The 19147-nt window shown below is 71.6% G+C and carries 22 protein-coding genes; 20 read left to right on the top strand and 2 right to left on the bottom strand.

Translation table 11 applies throughout. From position 1 onward, the window contains the following. Window positions 1-68: 68 nt before the first annotated feature. Window positions 69-926, bottom strand: coding sequence for a class I SAM-dependent methyltransferase (locus ACH4ZX_RS16365; RefSeq protein ID WP_398272659.1), 858 nt, complete (start codon window positions 924-926; stop codon window positions 69-71). Window positions 927-1123: 197 nt separating this feature from the next. Between ACH4ZX_RS16365 and proS the strand changes: the two genes are divergently transcribed. From proS to ACH4ZX_RS16275, 18 genes are all read left to right on the top strand, one after another. Further along, on the top strand, window positions 1124-2542 hold the full coding sequence (proS, locus tag ACH4ZX_RS16360; RefSeq protein WP_398272657.1) for a proline--tRNA ligase: 1419 nt from the start codon (window positions 1124-1126) through the stop codon (window positions 2540-2542). 260 nt (window positions 2543-2802) lie between these two features. Continuing rightward, on the top strand, window positions 2803-3399 hold the full coding sequence (locus ACH4ZX_RS16355) for a hypothetical protein (protein ID WP_360749821.1): 597 nt from the start codon (window positions 2803-2805) through the stop codon (window positions 3397-3399). 333 nt (window positions 3400-3732) lie between these two features. Beyond that, window positions 3733-4161 carry a 30S ribosomal protein S16 gene (rpsP, locus tag ACH4ZX_RS16350; protein WP_351887286.1) on the top strand — a complete coding sequence of 143 codons (429 nt, stop codon included), beginning with the start codon at window positions 3733-3735 and terminating at the stop codon, window positions 4159-4161. Between the two features lie 2 nt (window positions 4162-4163). Beyond that, entirely contained in the window at window positions 4164-4403 is a 240-nt protein-coding gene (locus ACH4ZX_RS16345) for an RNA-binding protein (protein WP_003973401.1), read from the top strand. A gap of 91 nt (window positions 4404-4494) precedes the next feature. Continuing rightward, window positions 4495-5040: a ribosome maturation factor RimM gene (gene rimM, locus ACH4ZX_RS16340; protein ID WP_398272655.1), complete on the top strand. Its 546-nt coding sequence runs from the start codon at window positions 4495-4497 to the stop codon at window positions 5038-5040. Next, entirely contained in the window at window positions 5037-5870 is an 834-nt protein-coding gene (gene trmD, locus ACH4ZX_RS16335; RefSeq protein ID WP_398272653.1) for a tRNA (guanosine(37)-N1)-methyltransferase TrmD, read from the top strand. Before rimM ends, trmD begins: the two co-directional genes overlap by 4 nt. Before the next feature lie 135 nt (window positions 5871-6005). After that, a complete protein-coding gene (gene rplS, locus ACH4ZX_RS16330; protein WP_360958476.1) occupies window positions 6006-6356 on the top strand; it encodes a 50S ribosomal protein L19 in 351 nt (116 codons plus the stop codon). Between the two features lie 45 nt (window positions 6357-6401). After that, complete coding sequence (gene lepB, locus ACH4ZX_RS16325) at window positions 6402-7118, top strand: signal peptidase I (RefSeq protein WP_398272651.1); 717 nt, start codon at window positions 6402-6404, stop codon at window positions 7116-7118. Continuing rightward, window positions 7111-8217 (top strand): signal peptidase I, encoded by a 1107-nt coding sequence (gene lepB, locus ACH4ZX_RS16320; RefSeq protein WP_398272649.1) that lies wholly within the window; start codon window positions 7111-7113, stop codon window positions 8215-8217. Before lepB (ACH4ZX_RS16325) ends, lepB (ACH4ZX_RS16320) begins: the two co-directional genes overlap by 8 nt. Next, window positions 8105-9100 (top strand): signal peptidase I, encoded by a 996-nt coding sequence (lepB, locus tag ACH4ZX_RS16315; protein WP_398272647.1) that lies wholly within the window; start codon window positions 8105-8107, stop codon window positions 9098-9100. The genes lepB (ACH4ZX_RS16320) and lepB (ACH4ZX_RS16315) overlap by 113 nt, the downstream gene beginning before the upstream one ends. Before the next feature lie 111 nt (window positions 9101-9211). Continuing rightward, window positions 9212-9991, top strand: coding sequence for a signal peptidase I (gene lepB, locus ACH4ZX_RS16310; protein WP_398272646.1), 780 nt, complete (start codon window positions 9212-9214; stop codon window positions 9989-9991). Then, window positions 9981-10487 carry an NUDIX hydrolase gene (locus ACH4ZX_RS16305; protein WP_360749843.1) on the top strand — a complete coding sequence of 169 codons (507 nt, stop codon included), beginning with the start codon at window positions 9981-9983 and terminating at the stop codon, window positions 10485-10487. Before lepB (ACH4ZX_RS16310) ends, ACH4ZX_RS16305 begins: the two co-directional genes overlap by 11 nt. Window positions 10488-10543: 56 nt before the next feature. Then, window positions 10544-10852: a DUF2469 domain-containing protein gene (locus tag ACH4ZX_RS16300; protein ID WP_003965949.1), complete on the top strand. Its 309-nt coding sequence runs from the start codon at window positions 10544-10546 to the stop codon at window positions 10850-10852. Between the two features lie 58 nt (window positions 10853-10910). After that, window positions 10911-11303 (top strand): YraN family protein, encoded by a 393-nt coding sequence (locus ACH4ZX_RS16295; protein ID WP_398272644.1) that lies wholly within the window; start codon window positions 10911-10913, stop codon window positions 11301-11303. Beyond that, window positions 11303-12928, top strand: a complete 1626-nt coding sequence (locus ACH4ZX_RS16290; protein ID WP_398272642.1) for a YifB family Mg chelatase-like AAA ATPase — start codon at window positions 11303-11305, stop codon at window positions 12926-12928. Before ACH4ZX_RS16295 ends, ACH4ZX_RS16290 begins: the two co-directional genes overlap by 1 nt. Beyond that, a complete protein-coding gene (gene dprA, locus ACH4ZX_RS16285; protein WP_398272640.1) occupies window positions 12925-14184 on the top strand; it encodes a DNA-processing protein DprA in 1260 nt (419 codons plus the stop codon). Before ACH4ZX_RS16290 ends, dprA begins: the two co-directional genes overlap by 4 nt. A gap of 288 nt (window positions 14185-14472) precedes the next feature. Continuing rightward, window positions 14473-15315 (top strand): RNA polymerase sigma factor WhiG, encoded by an 843-nt coding sequence (gene whiG, locus ACH4ZX_RS16280; RefSeq protein WP_398272638.1) that lies wholly within the window; start codon window positions 14473-14475, stop codon window positions 15313-15315. A 72-nt stretch (window positions 15316-15387) separates the two neighbouring features. Further along, window positions 15388-15945, top strand: coding sequence for a TetR/AcrR family transcriptional regulator (locus ACH4ZX_RS16275; RefSeq protein WP_398272732.1), 558 nt, complete (start codon window positions 15388-15390; stop codon window positions 15943-15945). Between the two features lie 285 nt (window positions 15946-16230). Here ACH4ZX_RS16275 and ACH4ZX_RS16270 read toward each other — a convergent pair whose 3' ends face one another. Continuing rightward, window positions 16231-16815, bottom strand: a complete 585-nt coding sequence (locus tag ACH4ZX_RS16270; RefSeq protein ID WP_398272636.1) for a peptidoglycan DD-metalloendopeptidase family protein — start codon at window positions 16813-16815, stop codon at window positions 16231-16233. 271 nt (window positions 16816-17086) lie between these two features. Between ACH4ZX_RS16270 and rpsB the strand changes: the two genes are divergently transcribed. After that, window positions 17087-17995 (top strand): 30S ribosomal protein S2, encoded by a 909-nt coding sequence (gene rpsB, locus ACH4ZX_RS16265; protein ID WP_398272634.1) that lies wholly within the window; start codon window positions 17087-17089, stop codon window positions 17993-17995. Window positions 17996-18174: 179 nt separating this feature from the next. Next, entirely contained in the window at window positions 18175-19011 is an 837-nt protein-coding gene (tsf, locus tag ACH4ZX_RS16260; protein ID WP_398272632.1) for a translation elongation factor Ts, read from the top strand. The last annotated feature ends 136 nt before the right edge of the window (window positions 19012-19147 follow it).

The following is a 19147-nucleotide window of genomic DNA, read 5'->3' as shown; positions in this document are numbered from 1 at the left end:
CGTGTTCTTTTCTCTCTTCTTGTGCTTCTTTCACCGCACCTTTTCGGCCGATCTGCCGGGCCGGGTGGTCACGGGACGCGGGCGATCAGGTACCGGAACACGTTCGGCATCCACACGGTGCCGTCGCCGCGCAGATACGGGTGCAGCGCCTCGGTCAGCTCCTTGTCCACCTGCGCCTGGTCGGTGGCGTTGATCGCCGCGTCGAACAGGCCGGTGGACAGCAGGCCCTTCAGGGCGCTGCCCACATCGGCGTACCCGAACGGGCAGGAAACCCGCCCGGAGCCGTCCGGCCGCAGCCCGGCCCGCTCGGCGACCTCCTCCAGGTCGTCCCGGAGGGCCGGGCGCCAGCTGCCCGCGCCGCGCAGCGGTTCCGCCAGCTCGGCGGCCACCCGCAGCACGGACGACGTGGCGCACCGCTCCGGCGGACCCCAGCCGGCCAGCACCACGGCAGCCCCGCGCTCGGCGAGCGGGGTCGCCGCCCGCAGCGTCTCGCCGAGCCCCTCGGAGTCGCCCGCGAGGCACCCGATCGGCGCGAAGGCGGTCACCAGGTCGTACGCGGGCGTCTCCGCGTCGGCCGCGTCCTCGGGTGAGCCTTCGACGATGCGGGTACGCGCCCGCGGACGGGTGTCCCACCCTTCCGGCAGCAGCCGCCGGCGTGCGAGGGCCAGCAGCCCGGGAGAGGAGTCGACACCGGTGATGGCCGTGGCGCCTCTCGACGCGGCCAGCAGCAGGGCCAGCCCGGAGCCGCAGCGAAGGCCCAGCAGCCGCGTGCCGGTGCCCACGCCGAGTCGCTCGTAGACGGCCTCGTAGAGCGGTACCAGCATCCGCTCCTGGATCTCGGACCAGTCACGCGCGCGTGCACACAGGTCCACGCGGGGCGCCGCGCCCGCGTGGGGTAGGTGCTGCCGCGCGAGCGTAGGTGTCATCAAAAGTGCCCCAATCCGCCGAGTCTTGCAGCCGATCCCGTTTCCGTGGCCCCCGTGGCATGCGCTCGCATTCCCCCGTATGCCAGGTAACTCCGCACCCGCGGCCGCGTCCAGGGGTCGCGGCGCCCGGCTTGCGCCCTGTGCGCGCCAGTGGCGAGATTTCACCTCCCGGCAATCCGGGCCCGTACGATCGCGCCATGGCAAAGGCACCCGTTCTCACGCCGCAGACGGAAGACTTCCCGCGCTGGTACCAGGATCTGATCAACAAGGCAGAGCTGGCCGACAACGGACCGGTGCGCGGCACCATGGTCATCCGACCGTACGGCTACGGGCTGTGGGAGCGGATGCAGGTCGAGATGGACGCCCGCATCAAGGCCACCGGCACCCAGAACGCGTACTTCCCGCTGCTGATCCCGCAGTCGTACCTCACCAAGGAGGCCGATCACGTCGAGGGGTTCGCGCCCGAGCTCGCCGTGGTCACGCACGGCGGCGGCAAGGAGCTGGAGGAGCCCGCCGTCGTCCGGCCCACCTCCGAGATGATCGTCAACGACTACTTCTCGAAGTGGGTGCAGAGCTACCGTGACCTGCCGCTGCTGATCAACCAGTGGGCGAACGTGGTGCGTTGGGAACTGCGGCCGCGTCTGTTCCTGCGCACGACGGAGTTCCTGTGGCAGGAGGGCCACACCGCGCACGCCACCTTCGAGGAGGCCCGCGACTTCGCCGCGCACATCCACCGCCGGGTCTACGAGGACTTCATGGTGAACGTCCTCGCGATGGACGTCGTCCCGGGCCGCAAGACGGCCCGGGAGCGCTTCGCCGGCGCCGTCAACACCCTGACCCTCGAAGGCATGATGGGCGACGGCAAGGCCCTGCAGATGGCCACCAGCCACGAGCTGGGCCAGAACTTCGCCAAGGCCTTCGACACCCGGTACCTGTCGAAGGACGGGCGGCAGGAACTGGTCTGGCAGACCTCCTGGGGCTCCACCACCCGCATGATCGGCGCCCTGGTGATGATGCACGGCGACGACAACGGCCTCCGGGTCCCGCCGCGCCTCGCCCCGACCCAGGTCGTCGTGCTGGCGGTCAAGGACGACGACGCGGTGGTGGCCGCGGTCCGCGGGATCGGCGACCGGCTGCGCGCGGCCGGTCTGCGCGTGAGCGTGGACGACCGCACGGACACCCCGTTCGGGCGCCGTGCCGTCGACTGGGAGCTCAAGGGCGTTCCGGTACGCGTCGAGGTCGGCCCGCGCGATCTGGCGGCCGGCACCGCGATGCTGGCCCGCCGCATCCCGGGCGGCAAGGAGCCCGTCGCGCTGGACTCGCTCGCCGCCCTGCTCCCGGAGATCCTCGAAGAGGACCAGGCGCTGCTGCTCGCGCAGTCCCGCGAGCGCCGCGAGTCCCGCACGGCGGAGGTGTCGACCCTCGCGGAGGCCGTCGAGGCTGTCGGGTCCGCCGGCGGCTGGGCGCGCATCCCGTGGGCGGCGCTCGGCGAGCAGGGCGAGGCCGCGCTGGCCGAGCACGGGATGACCGTACGGTGTCTCGTCGCCGAGGACGGGTCGGTTCCGGCGGCCGACGACGCACCCGGTAACGTCGCGGTCGTCGCACGCGCTTACTGATACAGCGCCCTCCGTCGCCCAGGCGGCCGAAACGCCTCTTGCGCATCCACGTATCCCGGTACGCACCAGCGCTGGACACCGTCCGATCGCCGGTGCGTACCGGGAACTACGCACCAGCTTGGTAGGAGCTGCGCCGCTTCTCCGCAGATCAGCGCACCCGCCCTCGTCAGGACGCATCAGCGGCAACTGACGGGTAAGTGCAAATTATTTGGGATGCCCCGGAATCGGAACACAGCGGCACTCCCGCTCGTTGTCATTACGTGAGCACGACACAGACACCACCTGTTCTCGCCGCAGAGCTGGCAGAGGCGTGGGCCGACATTCAGCGGTACCACCCCGAACTGCCGGATCTGGCCGCGCCCGAGTCCCTGATCGGAGAGTCGTCGTCCGCGTGCGGTCACGAGCTCTCCTTCGAGCGACTGCTGCATGAGGCAGTCCATGGCATCGCCGCCGCGCGCGGTGTGCGCGACACCTCCCGCGCCGGCCGCTACCACAACCGCAGATTCCTCGCCATCGCCGAGGAGCTGGGCCTGGACCACCCGGAGGAACCGCATCCCAGCAGCGGTTTCTCGCTGGTCACGCTCAGCCCCGAGGCCAAGAGCCGCTACCGCCCCACGATCGAGCGGTTGCAGCGCGCCCTGAAGGCCCACACGGCCGCCACCTCCGCCGACACCTCCCGCACCTTCCGCGGCCCGGCCGCCCGTCACGGCTCCTCCGGGGGCGGCGTGCGGGTCAAGGCCGTCTGCGACTGCGGGCGCAACGTACGGGTCGTCCCGTCCGTGCTGGCCCAGGCGCCGATCGTGTGCGGCGGCTGCGGGAAGCCGTTCCGGATCCCCGAGGTCGCGGGAGCGGCGTAACCGCCCGGCGGGTCGTACCGGCATCTCGTGGCTGCCGGTGCGGCGTGCGGCACGAGGGGCGCCGCCCTCCTCGGCGCCCCCTCGCCACGCCGGCCGCGCATCCGGTGACCCCACCTCCGCGCCGGATGCCGATCAGGCGTGCCCGGGGACGGGCCCGGTCGGCCCCCGGAGGAAGGGACCCGCCGGGTATGGCACAATGGCTAGCTGTACTCGACAGCCGCACAGGACCCCTCTCTCCTCCGGCTGACGCGTCCATCGGGCACTCGGGTACCGCAACCCCACGCGGCCGTCTCGCCGTGCCCAACCACGTCAAATCCAGGAGAACCCACTCCCGTGGCAGTCAAGATCAAGCTGAAGCGTCTGGGCAAGATCCGTTCGCCTCACTACCGCATCGTCGTCGCCGACTCCCGTACCCGTCGTGACGGTCGTGCGATCGAGGAGATCGGCCTGTACCACCCGGTGCAGAACCCCTCGCGCATCGAGGTCGACGCCGAGCGCGTGGCGTACTGGCTCTCCGTCGGCGCCCAGCCGACCGAGCCCGTTCTCGCCATCCTGAAGAAGACCGGCGACTGGCAGAAGTTCAAGGGCGAGCCCGCCCCGGCTCCGCTGCTGCAGCCGGCCGAGAAGGCCACACGTCCGTCGTTCGAGGCCCTCGGTGGCGAAGACGAGGGCAAGGGTGAGGCCATCACCCAGAAGAAGAAGGCTGAGAAGAAGGACGAGGCAGCCGCTGCGTCCTCTTCGTCTGAGTCGACCGAGGCCTGAGCATGCTCGAGGAGGCTCTCGAGCACCTCGTGAAGGGCATCGTCGACAACCCTGACGATGTGCAGGTCGCCTCGCGCAACCTGCGCCGCGGGCGCGTGCTCGAGGTCCGGGTCCACCCGGACGACCTCGGCAAGGTGATCGGCCGCAACGGCCGCACCGCACGCGCTCTGCGCACCGTCGTGGGCGCCATCGGCGGCCGCGGTGTCCGCGTCGACCTCGTCGACGTCGACCACGTCCGCTGACGCCGAAACGCAGCACGCAGCACCGGCTCGGGCCGGGGAGGGCCAGTGAGCCGTCCCCGGCCCGTAGTCGTATGACAGGAGATTCATACAAGTGCAGCTGGTAGTCGCGCGGATCGGCCGCGCCCACGGCATCAAGGGCGAGGTCACCGTCGAGGTCCGTACCGACGAGCCGGAGCTGCGGCTCGCGCCCGGCGCCGTCCTGTCCACGGATCCCGCCCCGGTGGGACCGCTCACCATCGAGACCGGCCGCGTGCACAGCGGCCGCCTGCTCCTGCGCTTCGAGGGCGTCGCCGACCGCAACGCAGCCGAGGCCCTGCGCAACACCCTCCTGATCGCCGAGATCGACCCGGAGGAGCTGCCCGAGGAAGAGGACGAGTACTACGACCACCAGCTCATCGACCTCGACGTCGTGACGAAGGACGGCGTGGAGGTGGGCCGGATCACCGAGATCTCGCACCTGCCCTCGCAGGACCTGTTCATCGTGGAGCGGCCCGACGGCAGCGAGGTGATGATCCCGTTCGTCCAGGAGATCGTCACCGAGATCGACCTCGAGGAGCAGAAGGCCGTCATCGACCCGCCCCCCGGCCTGATCGACGACCGGGCGGAGACCGCCTCCAGCAGGGACGACAGCGCATGAGACTCGACGTCGTCACGATCTTCCCCGAGTACCTCGAACCCCTGAACGTCTCCCTGGTCGGCAAGGCACGCGCGCGCGGACAGCTGGACGTGCACGTCCACGACCTGCGCTCCTGGACCTACGACCGCCACAACACCGTGGACGACACCCCGTACGGCGGCGGCCCCGGCATGGTCATGAAGACCGAGCCCTGGGGGGACGCCCTCGACGAGATCCTCGCCGACGGCTACGAGACGGGCTCCCGCGCGCCCGCCCTGATCGTCCCCACCCCCAGCGGCCGGCCCTTCACCCAGGAACTCGCCGTCGAACTCTCCGAGCGCCCCTGGCTGGTCTTCACCCCGGCCCGCTACGAGGGCATCGACCGCCGCGTCGTCGACGAGTACGCGACCCGCGTGCCCGTCTACGAGGTGTCCATCGGCGACTACGTCCTCGCCGGCGGCGAGGCGGCCGTCCTCGTCGTCACCGAGGCGGTGGCCCGGCTGCTGCCCGGCGTCCTCGGCAACGCCGAGTCCCACCGCGACGACTCCTTCGCCCCCGGCGCCATGGCCAGCCTCCTCGAAGGCCCCGTCTACACCAAGCCGCCCGAGTGGCGCGGCCGCCCCATCCCCGACGTGCTGCTCAGCGGCCACCACGGGAAGATCGCGCGCTGGCGCCGCGACGAGGCCCTGCGGCGCACCACGGCCAACCGGCCCGACCTCATCGAACGGTGCGAGCCGAAGGCCTTCGACAAGAAGGACCGCGAGATGCTCTCGATCCTGGGCTGGTCACCCGACCCGGCGGGGGAGCCGTACGGCCGATTTTGGCGCAGGCCTCAGGGCGTGGAAGAATAGGCCGCTGCTGTGCGCCGTCCGGTGTGGCGCCCCTGCCACAGGGGGACACGACGCCCGCCCCGACCGCGCACGGCTCCGTTCCGAAATCCCCGTTCCCGTTGATGACCTGTGGCATCAGCGAAGAAAGCAGACGAAATGTCTCACCTGCTCGACACCGTCGACTCCGCGTCGCTGCGCAGCGACATCCCGGCCTTCCGCCCGGGTGACACCGTCAACGTCCACGTCCGCGTCATCGAGGGCAACCGCTCCCGTGTGCAGCAGTTCAAGGGCGTGGTGATCCGCCGCCAGGGTTCCGGCGTGCGCGAGACCTTCACCGTCCGCAAGGTCTCCTTCTCCGTCGGCGTCGAGCGTACCTTCCCGGTGCACACCCCGATCGTGGAGAAGATCGAGCTCGTCACCCGCGGTGACGTGCGTCGCGCCAAGCTGTACTACCTGCGCGAGCTGCGCGGCAAGGCGGCGAAGATCAAGGAGAAGCGCGACAACTGAGCGCTTCCGGGTGGTCTCAGCGGGGGCGGATAGCATCTGACCCCGATGGACACCGAAGCACAGCCGACGGAGCGCGACCGCTCCTCACGCCCTTCCGATTCCGAGGAGCCCTCGGACACCGGAGCGCGCGAGGGGCGGTCGCGTTCGTCGTGGGCGGCGCGGATCACCGACTGGCTGCCCGGCGGGCGGATCACCCTGACCCTGCTGGTCTGCCTGGCGTTCCTGCTGCTCCTCAGCATGTTCGTGGCGCAGCCTTTCCAGATTCCCAGCGCATCCATGGAACAGGGATTGAGGATCGGGGACCGCGTTCTCGTAAACAAGTTGGCGTACCGTTTCGGTGCCGAGCCGCGGCGGGGCGATGTGGTCGTGTTCGACGGAACCGGGTACTTCGGGGACGCCGACTACATCAAGCGCGTTGTCGGTGTGGGGGGAGACCACGTGGTCTGCTGCGACGAGGAGGGCAGGATCGAGGTGAACGGCCGGTCGGTCGACGAGTCGGACTTCCTGTACCCCGGTGACAGTCCGTCCACGGTGCCCTTCGACGTCGTCGTGCCCGACGGCACTCTCTTCGTCCTCGGCGACCACCGCGGCGACTCCGCCGACTCCCGCGACCACCTGGGTTCGCCCGGCGGCGGCATGATCCCCGTCGGCCGGGTCGTCGGCCGCGCGGACTGGATCGTGTGGCCGTCCGCCCACTGGACCCGGCTGCACCGCCCCAGCGCCTACGCGCGCGTGCCCGCGACGGGCGGTGCCCATGGGTAACCGCGGCAAACCGCGCCGCACGGGGCCGAGCGGCCCCTTCGGCGCCGAGGACCTGCTGCCCACCGGCACCCGCCGCACCTCCGCCCCGTCCGCCGGCGGCCGCAGCCGCGCCGAGCGGCGCAAGCTGCAGCGCAAGGTGAAGCGGAAGCGCAGGCGCGGCGCGGTCAAGGAGATACCGCTCCTCGTCGGCGTCGCCGTCCTCATCGCACTGGTCCTGAAGACCTTCCTGGTCCAGGCGTTCGTGATCCCGTCCGGCTCCATGGAGCAGACGATCCGCATCGGCGACCGCGTCCTGGTGGACAAGTTCACGCCATGGTTCGGCTCCAAGCCCCAGCGCGGGGACGTCGTCGTCTTCAAGGACCCCGGCGGCTGGCTCCAGGACGAGCAGACCACGACGAAGAAGAACGACCCCGTCGTCGTCAAGCAGGTCAAGGAGGGGCTGACCTTCATCGGCCTGCTGCCGTCCGCCGACGACAAGGACCTCATCAAGCGGGTCGTCGGCGTGGGCGGCGACCACGTCAAGTGCTGTGACAGCCAGGGGCGCGTCACCGTCAACGGCGTGCCGCTGAACGAGGGCGCCTACCTGTACCCCGGGAACACCCCGTCCGACCAGCAGTTCGACATCACGGTCCCGCAGGGGCGGCTGTGGGTGATGGGCGACCACCGGGCCAACTCGGCGGACTCCCGGGCGCACCAGAACACCGACTACGGCGGCACGGTCTCCGAGGACTCGGTGGTGGGCCGGGCCATGGTCATCGCCTGGCCGTTCGGTCACTGGACCAGCTTGGAAGAACCTAAAACTTTCGCCTCGGTGTCCGACTCCGTGTCGGGGACGACCGCGTCCTCCCGGCTGTCGCATAGGGTTGCCTCCGAGGAACCGAACGGAACGATCCCACTCCCGAGCCCTGCGGAACTCCCGCTCGTTATGGGAGTAGTGGGCCTGCACCGCGTATGGGGCAGGCAGCGGCCGAGAGTAAGGAGTTGGCGTGGGGGATGTGGCGGTTGGCGCACGGTCCGGGCACGACGGCGAGGAGCACCGCGGACGCCCCGCGGAATCAGCCGCCCCGGCCGCGGACGGCGCCGTGACCTCCGGGAGTGACGCCGGGGCGGCCGGGGACGGCCCCACGGACGAGCCCGCCGGCGAGCAGCACCCCGGGCCGCGGGACGACGGACCGGGCGACTCGGCCCCCAAGCAGCGCAAGCAGCGTTCCTTCTGGAAGGAACTGCCCATCCTGATCGGCATCGCGCTGGTGCTCGCGCTGCTGATCAAGACGTTCCTGGTGCAGGCGTTCTCGATCCCGTCCGACTCGATGCAGAACACCCTCCAGCAGGGTGACCGCGTCCTCGTCGACAAGCTGACGCCCTGGTTCGGTTCCGAGCCCGAGCGCGGCGAGGTCGTCGTCTTCCACGACCCCGACAACTGGCTGGCGGGCGAGCCCACGCCCAACCCGAACGCGCTGCAGAAGGTGCTCAGCTGGATCGGCCTGATGCCGTCCGCCGAGGAGAAGGACCTCATCAAGCGCGTCATCGGCGTCGGCGGCGACACGATCTCCTGCAAGGGCAGCGGCCCGGTGAAGGTCAACGGCAAGGCGCTGAACGAGACGTCGTTCGTCTACGCGGGCAACACGCCCTGCAGCGTCGACGACCAGGGCGGCCAGTTCACGGTGAAGGTCCCCAAGGGCTACATCTGGGTGATGGGCGACCACCGCCAGAACTCGCGCGACTCCCGCTACAACCGCGACGACAAGCACAACGGCATGGTCCCGGTGAGCAAGGTCGTCGGCCGCGCCGTCGTGATCGCCTGGCCGATCAACCGCTGGGACACCCTCCCGGTCCCGGACACCTTCGACCAGCCGGGCCTGAACGACCGGTCGTCGGCGTCCCGCGCCCTGACGGCCGCCCCGGACGCGCTGGCGCTGGCCGGTGCGGTGCCGCTGGTGCTGTGGCGGCGCCGGCGCGGCGTGGCGGCCGAGAACGGCTGAGGCCCGCCCGACGTGCCCCCGGCCGCCGTGTGAAACCCCGGCGGAGCTTGTGACCGTGCTCGTTCCACAAGGGCTGACCGGGTCAGGTACCGCCGGGTAGGGTGCGGACCCATGGGTGGCGAGAGCACGACGCGTACGGCCCCGCGCAGCGGCGGCACAGGCACCGGCCCGGCGGGCGGCAGGACCGGACAGCGACTGTCCGGGCTGGCCGTCGCGCTGGGCATTGTGCTGTTCCTCGGAGGGTTCGCCTGGGGAGCGGTGGTCTACCGCCCCTACACGGTTCCCACCAGTTCGATGTCGCCGACGATCGACGCCGGGGACCGGGTGCTGGCGCAGCGGGTCGACGGCGGTGAGGTCCGCCGGGGCGACGTCGTCGTCTTCAAGGACCAGAGCTGGGTCACCAACGCCGCCGTGGTCAAGCGCGTGGTCGCGGTCGGCGGCGACAAGGTCTCCTGCTGCACGGACGGCAAGCTGACCGTCAACGGCAGGCAGATCGACGAGCCGTACCTGCCCGCGGGCAGCCTGGCCGAGATCAAGAACTTCCCCAGTGTCACCGTCCCCAAGGGCCGGCTGTTCCTGCTCGGCGACGAGCGGCAGGGCTCCCTGGACTCCACCGCCCACCTCACTGACGCCGCGAGCGGCACGGTCGCGCGCGGTGCCGTGACGGCCCGTGTCGACGCCGTGGTCTGGCCGATGGACGGCATGCTGAAGAAGCCGACCGGGTTCGAGGCCCTCGGCACGCTGTCCTCGCCGGGTCCGCTGCGCACGATCGTCACCATGATCGTCGTCGGCGCGGTGCTCGTCCTCGGCGGCGGCGCGTACGGGCCCGTCGCCGAGCGGCTGGCGGGCCGTCGCTCCCGTACCGGGACGGAGCCCGTGGGTGTCCGCTGAGGAATCCGGCCCGGACGGGCTGCGCAAGGTGGCCCGCGTGGTCCTGCTCGACCCGCACGACCGCATCCTGCTGCTGCACGGCCACGAGCCGGACGATCCGGCCGACGACTGGTGGTTCACACCCGGTGGCGGTCTGGAGGGCGCCGAGACTCGTGAGGAGGCCGCTCTCAGGGAACTCGCCGAGGAGACCGGCATCACCGAGGTGGAACTCGGGCCGGTGCTGTGGCGGCGGACGTGCTCGTTCCCGTTCGCGGGCCGTCGCTGGGACCAGGACGAGTGGTACTACCTGGCCCGTACGAGCCAGACCGTGATCGAGGCCGCGGCCCTCACGGAGCTGGAACGGCGCAGCGTCGCCGGAGCGCGCTGGTGGACGTGTCAGGAACTGACCCGGGCACATGAGACGGTGTATCCGACCAGACTCGCCGAGTTGCTGCGCAGGCTGCTCGACGAAGGTCCCCCGGCCGGGCCCGTGACCCTGGACACCGAAATCGTCTAGGGGCTGGCGGGACTGGCGCACAATGGTGGGATCGCACGGCTGAAGGGGAACATGCCATGAGCGCCGAGGACCTCGAGAAGTACGAGACCGAGATGGAGCTGAAGCTCTACCGGGAGTACCGCGATGTCGTCGGTCTGTTCAAATACGTGATCGAGACCGAGCGGCGCTTCTACCTGACCAACGACTACGAGATGCAGGTGCACTCGGTCCAGGGCGAGGTGTTCTTCGAGGTGTCGATGGCGGATGCCTGGGTCTGGGACATGTACCGGCCGGCTCGTTTCGTGAAGCAGGTCCGCGTCCTCACGTTCAAGGACGTGAACATCGAGGAGCTGAACAAGAGCGACCTGGAGCTTCCCGGCGGGTGACGGAGTTGTCCACAACCGGTGAGTAGTCCACCGGCCGCAACACGGTCGGGCCGGATGCGTGACGGTTGGCGCCGGAGGTGGTGCCGACATGAACGCACGAGGCGCGCTCGGCAGGTACGGCGAGGAACTCGCCGCGCGACGGCTGGCCGAGGCCGGGATGACCGTTGTGGAACGCAACTGGCGGTGCGGCCGGACGGGTGAGATCGACATCGTGGCCCGGGACGGCGACGTCCTGGTGATCTGCGAGGTCAAGACCCGCCGGGCGGGCTCCTTCGAGCATCCGATGGCCGCGGTCACCGCGGCCAAGAGCGACCGGCTGCGCGGGCTGGCGGGGCGCTGGGCGCAGGAGCACGGAGGCGCTCCACCGGGAGGCGTCCGCATCGACCTGATCGGCGTCCTGCTCCCCGACCGCGGCGCCGCCGTGGTCGAGCACGCCCGGGGGGTGGCGTGATGGGGTTCGCCCGCACGTGCTCGGTGGCGCTGGTCGGCGTCGAGGGCGTGCTGGTCGAGGTCCAGGCCGATCTGGAACCGGGCGTGGCGGCGTTCACGCTGGTGGGGCTGCCGGACAAGAGCCTGTCGGAGAGCCGGGACCGGGTACGGGCGGCCGTGGTCAACTCGGGCGGCGAGTGGCCGCAGAAGAAACTGACGGTCGGACTCAGCCCGGCCTCGGTGCCCAAGGCCGGCAGCGGTTTCGACCTCGCCGTGGCGTGCGCGGTGCTCGGCGCCGCCGAGCGGATCGACCCGCGGGTGCTCGCCGACATCGTGATGATCGGGGAGCTGGGGCTCGACGGACGGGTACGGCCGGTGTGCGGCATCCTCCCGGCGGTGCTGGCCGCGGCGGACGTCGGCTACGAGCAGGTGGTCGTGCCGGAGTGCGCCGCCGCCGAGGCGTCCCTGGTGCCCGGTGTGTCCGTCCTCGGAGTACGCACCCTGCGGCAGCTGATCGCCGTCCTGGCCGACGAACCCGTGCCCGAGGAGGAACCGGACGAGCAGGGCCGCCCGGACCCGCTGCTCGCGGGCCTGCGGGTGCCGGGCACCGGCGCGGCCACCGGGAGTCCCGGCGCGGGCGCCGCACCGCACGACCAGGGCCACGACCTGGCCGACGTGGTGGGACAGCTCTCGGCGAGGACGGCGGTGGAGGTGGCCGCGGCGGGCGGCCACCACCTGTTCCTCGAAGGCCCGCCCGGCGCCGGGAAGACGATGCTGGCGGAGCGGCTGCCCGCCGTGCTGCCCCGGCTCACCCGCCAGGAGTCCCTGGAGGTCACCGCGGTGCACTCGGTGGCCGGGCTGCTGCCGGCGGGCAGACCCCTGATCGACGCGGCCCCCTACTGCGCCCCGCACCACTCGGCGACCATGCAGGCGCTGGTGGGAGGCGGCCCCAACACCGCCCGGCCCGGCGCCGTGTCGCTGTCCCACCGGGGCGTCCTGTTCCTGGACGAGACACCCGAGTTCAGCGGCAAGGCCCTCGACGCGCTGCGGCAGCCCCTGGAAGCCGGGCACGTGGTGATCGCCCGCAGCGCCGGTGTGGTGCGGTTCCCGGCGAAGTTCCTCATGGTGCTCGCGGCCAATCCCTGTCCGTGCGGCCGCTTCTCGCGGACCGACGACTTCTGCGAGTGTCCGCCCTCGGTGATCCGCCGCTACCAGGCCAGGCTGTCCGGGCCGCTGCTCGACCGCGTCGACCTGCGGGTCGAGGTCGACCGCGTCACCCGCGCCGAGCTGACCGGGCACGGCGCCCGGGGTGAGACCACGGCGACCGTCGCCGACCGGGTGCGGGCGGCCAGGGAGCGGGCGGCGGCCCGGCTCGCGGGCACCCCGTGGCGCACCAACGGCGAGGTGCCCGGCCGGGAACTGCGCGGCCGCTGGCACGCCGCGGCGGGCGCGATGGACGAGGCGGAACGCCACCTGGAGCGGGGCGTCCTGACCGCACGCGGCATCGACCGCGTGCTGCGGGTCGCCTGGACCGTCGCCGACCTGGCCGGCCACGACCGGCCCGCCGCGACGGACGTCGCCCTGGCACTGCAACTGCGCACCGGCGTGCCACGAGGGGTGCCCATGGCGATCGGGGCACTGACATGAGCACCGACATGAACACCGGCACGAGCGGCGCCGACGGCCGCGACCGGGACCGCGACAGCGCCGACCGAGTCCGGGACCGCGACAACCGCGTCGGGAACCGCGACGGCGACGACCGCGACCGTGAGCTGCTCGCCCGTGTCTTCCTCGCCCGTGTCGCCGAGCCGGGCGACGAGGCGGTCGGGCGCTGGGTGCGGGAGCACGGGGTGTGCGAGGTCGCCCGGCGGCTGGCGGGGGACCACGCGCCCCTGCCGGGGATCAGTCGGCGGCGGTGGGACGGGCTGCGGGCCCGGGCCGGGCATGCCGACGCCCGGCGGGATCTCGCCCTGGCCGGTGACGTCGGGGCGCGGTTCGTGGCGCCCGGCGACGTGGAATGGCCGGGGCAGCTCGACGACCTGGGGGACGCGCGGCCGCTCGGCCTGTGGGTGCGGGGACGGCCCAGCCTGCGGATGTGGGCGCTCAGATCGGTCGCCCTCGTGGGCGCCCGCGCCTGCACCGAGTACGGCGCGCACATGGCCGCCGACCTCGCCGCGGGCCTCGCCGAACGCGGCTGGGTGGTGGTCTCCGGCGGCGCCTACGGAGTCGACGGCGCCGCCCACCGCGGCGCGCTCGGCGCCGGCGGCGCCACCGTCGCCGTACTCGCCTGCGGGGTCGACCGGCCCTATCCCCGCGGCCACACCGCGCTGATCACCAGGATCGCGGAGCAGGGACTCGTGGTCGGGGAGCTGCCGCCCGGCGACCACCCGACGCCGAGCAGGTTCATCGTGCGCAACAGGGTGATCGCCGCGCTGACCCGGGGCACCGTGGTCGTCGAGGCCGCCTGCCGCAGCGGCTCGCTGGCCACGGTGCGGGCCGCGCGGCGCCTCGGCCGCCACACGATGGGCGTCCCGGGGCCGGCCACCAGCAGCCTCTCCGCGGGCGTGCACGAACTGCTGCGCTCGGAGGCGGTACTGGTCACCGATGCCGCCGAGGTCGTCGAACTGGTCGGCGACATGGGAGAACTGGCGCCCGCACGCCACGGCCCGGTGCTGCCCCGCGACCTCCTCGAACCCGCGGCCCGCCGTGTCCTCGCCGCGCTGCCCGGACGCGGCGCCGCGCCGCCCGGCGAGATCGCGCGCGGCGCGCAGACCACGCAGGACGACGCCATCGCGAGACTGTACGAACTCCGATCACTCGGTTACGTCGAACGACACGGCGATGGCTGGAAGTTGACACGCCAGGCGATGATCTCGGTCCGCGCGGACCCCGGCCGGTGCTGACCGAGCGTGTTCGGCCGTCCGGGGGAGGCCGGACACCTGTGGAAATTCCCGTAGTTGGCCCGCCGTGCCGATCACGCAGAGCGATCGGCGGGACGCCGGGCGTGCCTCACGGAACGTATCTGCGGACGCGTGGCACTTCGCCCTTCGCGCACCGCGACGCCGCAGTCACGCTACGCTCACGAGGATTCCGGCGCAGACCGGCCATGGCAGGCAATCTCGACACTCGACACCCAAGCGACAGCTCCCCCAGGCATCCCCACTTCACGGCAGAACGGCACAAGGCGACGAATGCCCCAGCACACCTCCGGGTCCGACCGGGCGGCCATCCCCCCAGCCGCCCGCGACGGTGGCAGCGTGCGGCCGCCCGCTCCCTCGACGCTCGACGAGCTGTGGCGGTCGTACAAGGCGACGGGAGACGAGCGGCTGCGGGAGCAGCTGATCCTGCACTACTCGCCCCTGGTGAAGTACGTGGCGGGCCGGGTGAGCGTCGGTCTGCCGCCCAACGTGGAACAGGCCGACTTCGTCTCCTCCGGGGTCTTCGGGCTCATCGACGCGATCGAGAAGTTCGACGTCGACCGGGAGACCAAGTTCGAGACCTACGCGATCACCCGCATCAGGGGCGCGATGATCGACGAACTGCGGGCGCTCGACTGGATCCCGCGGTCGGTGCGGCAGAAGGCGCGGAACGTGGAGCGGGCGTACGCCGCGCTGGAGGCACGGCTCAGGCGCACCCCGTCCGAGGGGGAGGTGGCCGCCGAACTGGGCGTCACCGTGGAGGAACTCCATTCGGTGTTCAGCCAGTTGTCGCTGGCCAACGTGGTGGCCCTGGAGGAGTTGCTGCACGTCGGGGGAGAGGGCGGGGACGGCCTCAGCGTGATGGACACGCTGGAGGACACCGCCGCCGACGATCCCGTGGAGGTCGCCGAGGACCGCGAGCTCAGACGGTTTCTGGCGCGGGCGATCAACACCCTGCCCGAACGCGAGAAGACCGTCGTCACGCTCTACTACTACGAGGGGCTGACGCTCGCCGAGATCGGCAACGTGCTCGGCGTCACCGAGAGCCGGGTCAGCCAGATCCACACCAAGTCGGTGCTGCAGCTGCGGGCGAAGCTGGCGGCCTTCGGCCGCTGAGCGACGCGTCACTCCCGCCCGCGGCGGCGCGTCCGTAAAGTGGTCGACGTGCCAAGGATTCGAGCGGCCTCCGTGGCCGAGCACAGGTCGATGCAGCGAGCCGCCCTGCTGGACGCGGCCCGGTCCCTGTTGTCCGAGGGCGGCACGGAGGCGCTGACCTTCCCGGCCCTCGCCGAGCGCACCGGCCTCGCGCGGTCGTCGGTGTACGAGTACTTCCGCTCGCGCGCCGCGGTCGTCGAGGAGCTGTGCGAGGTCGACTTCCCCGTCTGGGCGGCCGAGGTCGCGGCGGCGATGGAGGTCGAGCTGACGCCCGAGACCAAGGTCGAGGCGTATGTGCGTCGGCAGCTGGCGCTGGTGGGCGACCGGCGGCACCGGGCCGTGGTCGCGATCTCGGCGAGCGAACTCGACGCCGGCGCCCGGGAGAAGATCCGGGCCGCGCACGGCGGCCTCGTCGCGCTGATCGTCGAGGCGCTCGGCGAGATGGGGCATGCCGAGCCGCGGCTGGCCGCGATGCTGCTCCAGGGCGTCGTGGACGCGGCGGTACGGCGGATCGAGCTGGGGGCGGCCGAGGACCCGGCGGCGATCACGGAGGCGGCCGTGGCGATGGCACTGCGCGGCGTACGCGGCTGACCCCGCACGCCCCGCGGCGACGGACGGCACGCGGACGGCACGCGGACGACACTCGGACCTCACGGCGGGGCGGCACACGGTCGCCGCGGAGGGACGGTGCGCGGTCGCGGCGCCGACGCGGCCCGGTCATGGCTTCACCGCGGTTCGCGGCCATGACGGCGGCCCGGCCACCTCGCGGCAACGGCACACCTCGCGGCATGCGGCACGGGGCATGCGGCGGGGCACGGGGCACGGGCGTGGCACCCGGACAGCAGCGGCCCGGCCCGGCCCGGCCCGCGGCAGCGGCTACGGCGTCGGCTGCTGCGGCAGCGGTACGCCGAGTACCGGCAGCAGGCGGGACGGTCCCCTGCCCAGCAGCCACGGCGGCAGCAGCGACAGCGGGTCGAGGTAGGTCCCGCCCCGGAGCAGCCCCCAGTGCACGCACACCACCGCGCAGTGCGCCGCCACCGGCTCCACCGTGCCCACCACCTCGCCCGCCGCCACGTCGTCCCCCGTCCGCGCCGACGCCCGCACCGGCTCGTACGTCGTCCGCAGCCCGGTGCCCGCCAGCGCCACGGAGACCACGCCCCGGCCCGCCACCCGGCCCGCGAAGGACACCCGCCCCGCCGCCACCGCCCGTACCGGCGCCCCGGCCGGCGCCGCGAGATCCACACCCCGGTGACCCGGGCCGTACACCGTGGCCGGGGGTTCCCAGCCACGCAGCACCGCCGGCCGGTCGCCCACCGGCCAGACCCGGGCGACGGCGGGCACCGGAGGAACCGACCCGGTCGGCGCAATCGGGCCGTCCGCCCACGCCCAGGGCGCCAGGACGGCCGACACCACCCCCAGCAGCACCGCGCCCGCCCGGCCCGTGTCTCGTTTCGCTCGCATGCCGGAACCGTCCCGCACCCCCGCCGTCCGGGGCCGGGACCTGTGGACCACCGCCCGGTTGTGGACAACGGCGTCACCCGGCACCTCGCCGGTCCCGTACACTTCTTCTGGCGATCCGGGTCACCGGGTCGACTTCGCACGCCCCGACACCTGGTGATCACAAGCCGGAGTCAGCGCCCCTCGGTCCCTTGCGGCACGGCGCGCGCGGGCGTCAGGCGCGGGAGCCATCCGGCATCCGCGGCACAACCGAGAACTTCAAGGAGATACGGCCATGGCCGTCGTCACGATGCGGGAGCTGCTGGAGAGCGGCGTCCACTTCGGTCACCAGACCCGTCGCTGGAACCCGAAGATGAAGCGCTTCATCTTCACCGAGCGCAACGGCATCTACATCATCGACCTGCTCCAGTCGCTGTCGTACATCGACCGCGCCTACGAGTTCGTCAAGGAGACCGTCGCCCACGGCGGCACGGTCATGTTCGTCGGCACGAAGAAGCAGGCGCAGGAGGCCATCGCCGAGCAGGCCACCCGCGTCGGCATGCCCTTCGTCAACCAGCGCTGGCTGGGCGGCATGCTCACCAACTTCTCCACCGTCTACAAGCGTCTGCAGCGCCTGAAGGAGCTGGAGCAGATCGACTTCGAGGACGTCGCGTCCTCCGGTCTGACCAAGAAGGAGCTCCTGGTCCTCTCGCGTGAGAAGGCCAAGCTGGAGAAGACCCTCGGCGGTATCCGCGAGATGCAGAAGGTGCCCAGCGCCGTCTGGATCGTGGACACCAAGAAGGAGCACATCGCGGTCGGCGAGGCCCGGAAGCTCAACATCCCGGTCGTCGCGATCCTCGACACCAACTGCGACCCCGACGAGGTCGACTACAAGATCCCGGGCAACGACGACGCCATCCGCTCCGTCACCCTGCTCACCCGTGTGATCGCCGACGCCGTCGCCGAGGGCCTCATCGCCCGTTCCGGCGTCGCCACCGGCGACAAGGGCGAGAAGGCCGCGGGCGAGCCGCTCGCCGAGTGGGAGCGCGACCTGCTCGAGGGCGAGAAGAAGGCGGACGAGGCCGAGAAGCCGGCCGAGGCCGCCGCGGAGGCTCCGGCTGCCGAGGCCCCCGCCGCGGAGGCCGCCGAGGCTCCCGCCGCCGAGGCCGCCGAGGCCCCCGCCGCCGAGGCCGAGCAGGCCTGACCCGTCAGCGTCCGTGGTGACGGCGGGAGCGGTACTGCATCCGGTACGCCTCCGGCGCGGTGAAGACCGCCCCCGCCGTTCACCCGTGGATCAGCGGAGCGTCAGCGGCATCCCTCTTGATGGGTGCCGCGAACCCCGTAGATCTTCGATCTTCCAGACTTCGAGAAAGATTCAGACTCATGGCGAACTACACCGCCGCCGACGTCAAGAAGCTTCGTGAGCTCACCGGCGCCGGCATGATGGACTGCAAGAAGGCGCTGGACGAGGCCGAGGGCAACGTCGACAAGGCCGTCGAGGCGCTGCGCATCAAGGGCCAGAAGGGCGTCGCCAAGCGCGAGGGCCGCTCCGCCGAGAACGGCGCCGTGGTCTCCATCATCGCCGACGACAACTCCTCCGGCGTCCTGGTCGAGCTGAAGTGCGAGACGGACTTCGTCGCCAAGGGCGACAAGTTCCAGGCCGTGGCCAGGGCCATCGCCGAGCACGTGGCGAAGACCTCCCCGGCCGACATCGAGGCCCTGCTCGCCTCCGAGATCGAGGCCGGCAAGACCGTCCAGGCTTTCGTGGACGAGGCCAACGCCAACCTCGGTGAGAAGATCGTCCTGGACCGCTTCGCGCAGTTCTCGGACGGCTACGTGACGGCGTACATGCACCGCACGATGCCCGACCTGCCCCCGCAGATCGGTGTCCTGGTCGAGCTCGACAAGGAGAATGCCGAGGTCGCCAAGGGCGTCGCCCAGCACATCGCCGCCTTCGCGCCGAAGTACCTCTCCAAGGAGGACGTCCCGGCCGAGGTCGTCGAGTCCGAGCGTCGCATCGCCGAGGAGACCACCCGCGCCGAGGGCAAGCCCGAGGCCGCGATCGGCAAGATCGTCGAAGGCCGCCTCAACGGCTTCTTCAAGGACGCCACGCTCCTCGGTCAGCCGTACGCGCTCGACAACAAGAAGTCCGTCCAGAAGGTCCTGGACGAGGCCGGTGTCACCCTGAAGCGCTTCACGCGCATCAAGGTCGGCATCTGAGTCCGTGCCGCGACGGGTACTCGATCCCTATAGGGTCGGTAGCAGTCGTGCGCGTACGGCGTCGAGCACGCGTGCGTGACGGACAGCAGAACTGACGAGGAGGCCATTGCCGAGCAAGGGTTGCGAACCACCCCCA

Origin of the sequence: Streptomyces sp. NPDC020490 (assembly GCF_044335305.1) — a bacterium.
Classification (GTDB): Bacteria; Actinomycetota; Actinomycetes; order Streptomycetales; family Streptomycetaceae; genus Streptomyces.
The sequence above is the reverse complement of the archived record's forward strand: the minus strand, read 5'-3'. Positions and strand labels throughout refer to the sequence as shown.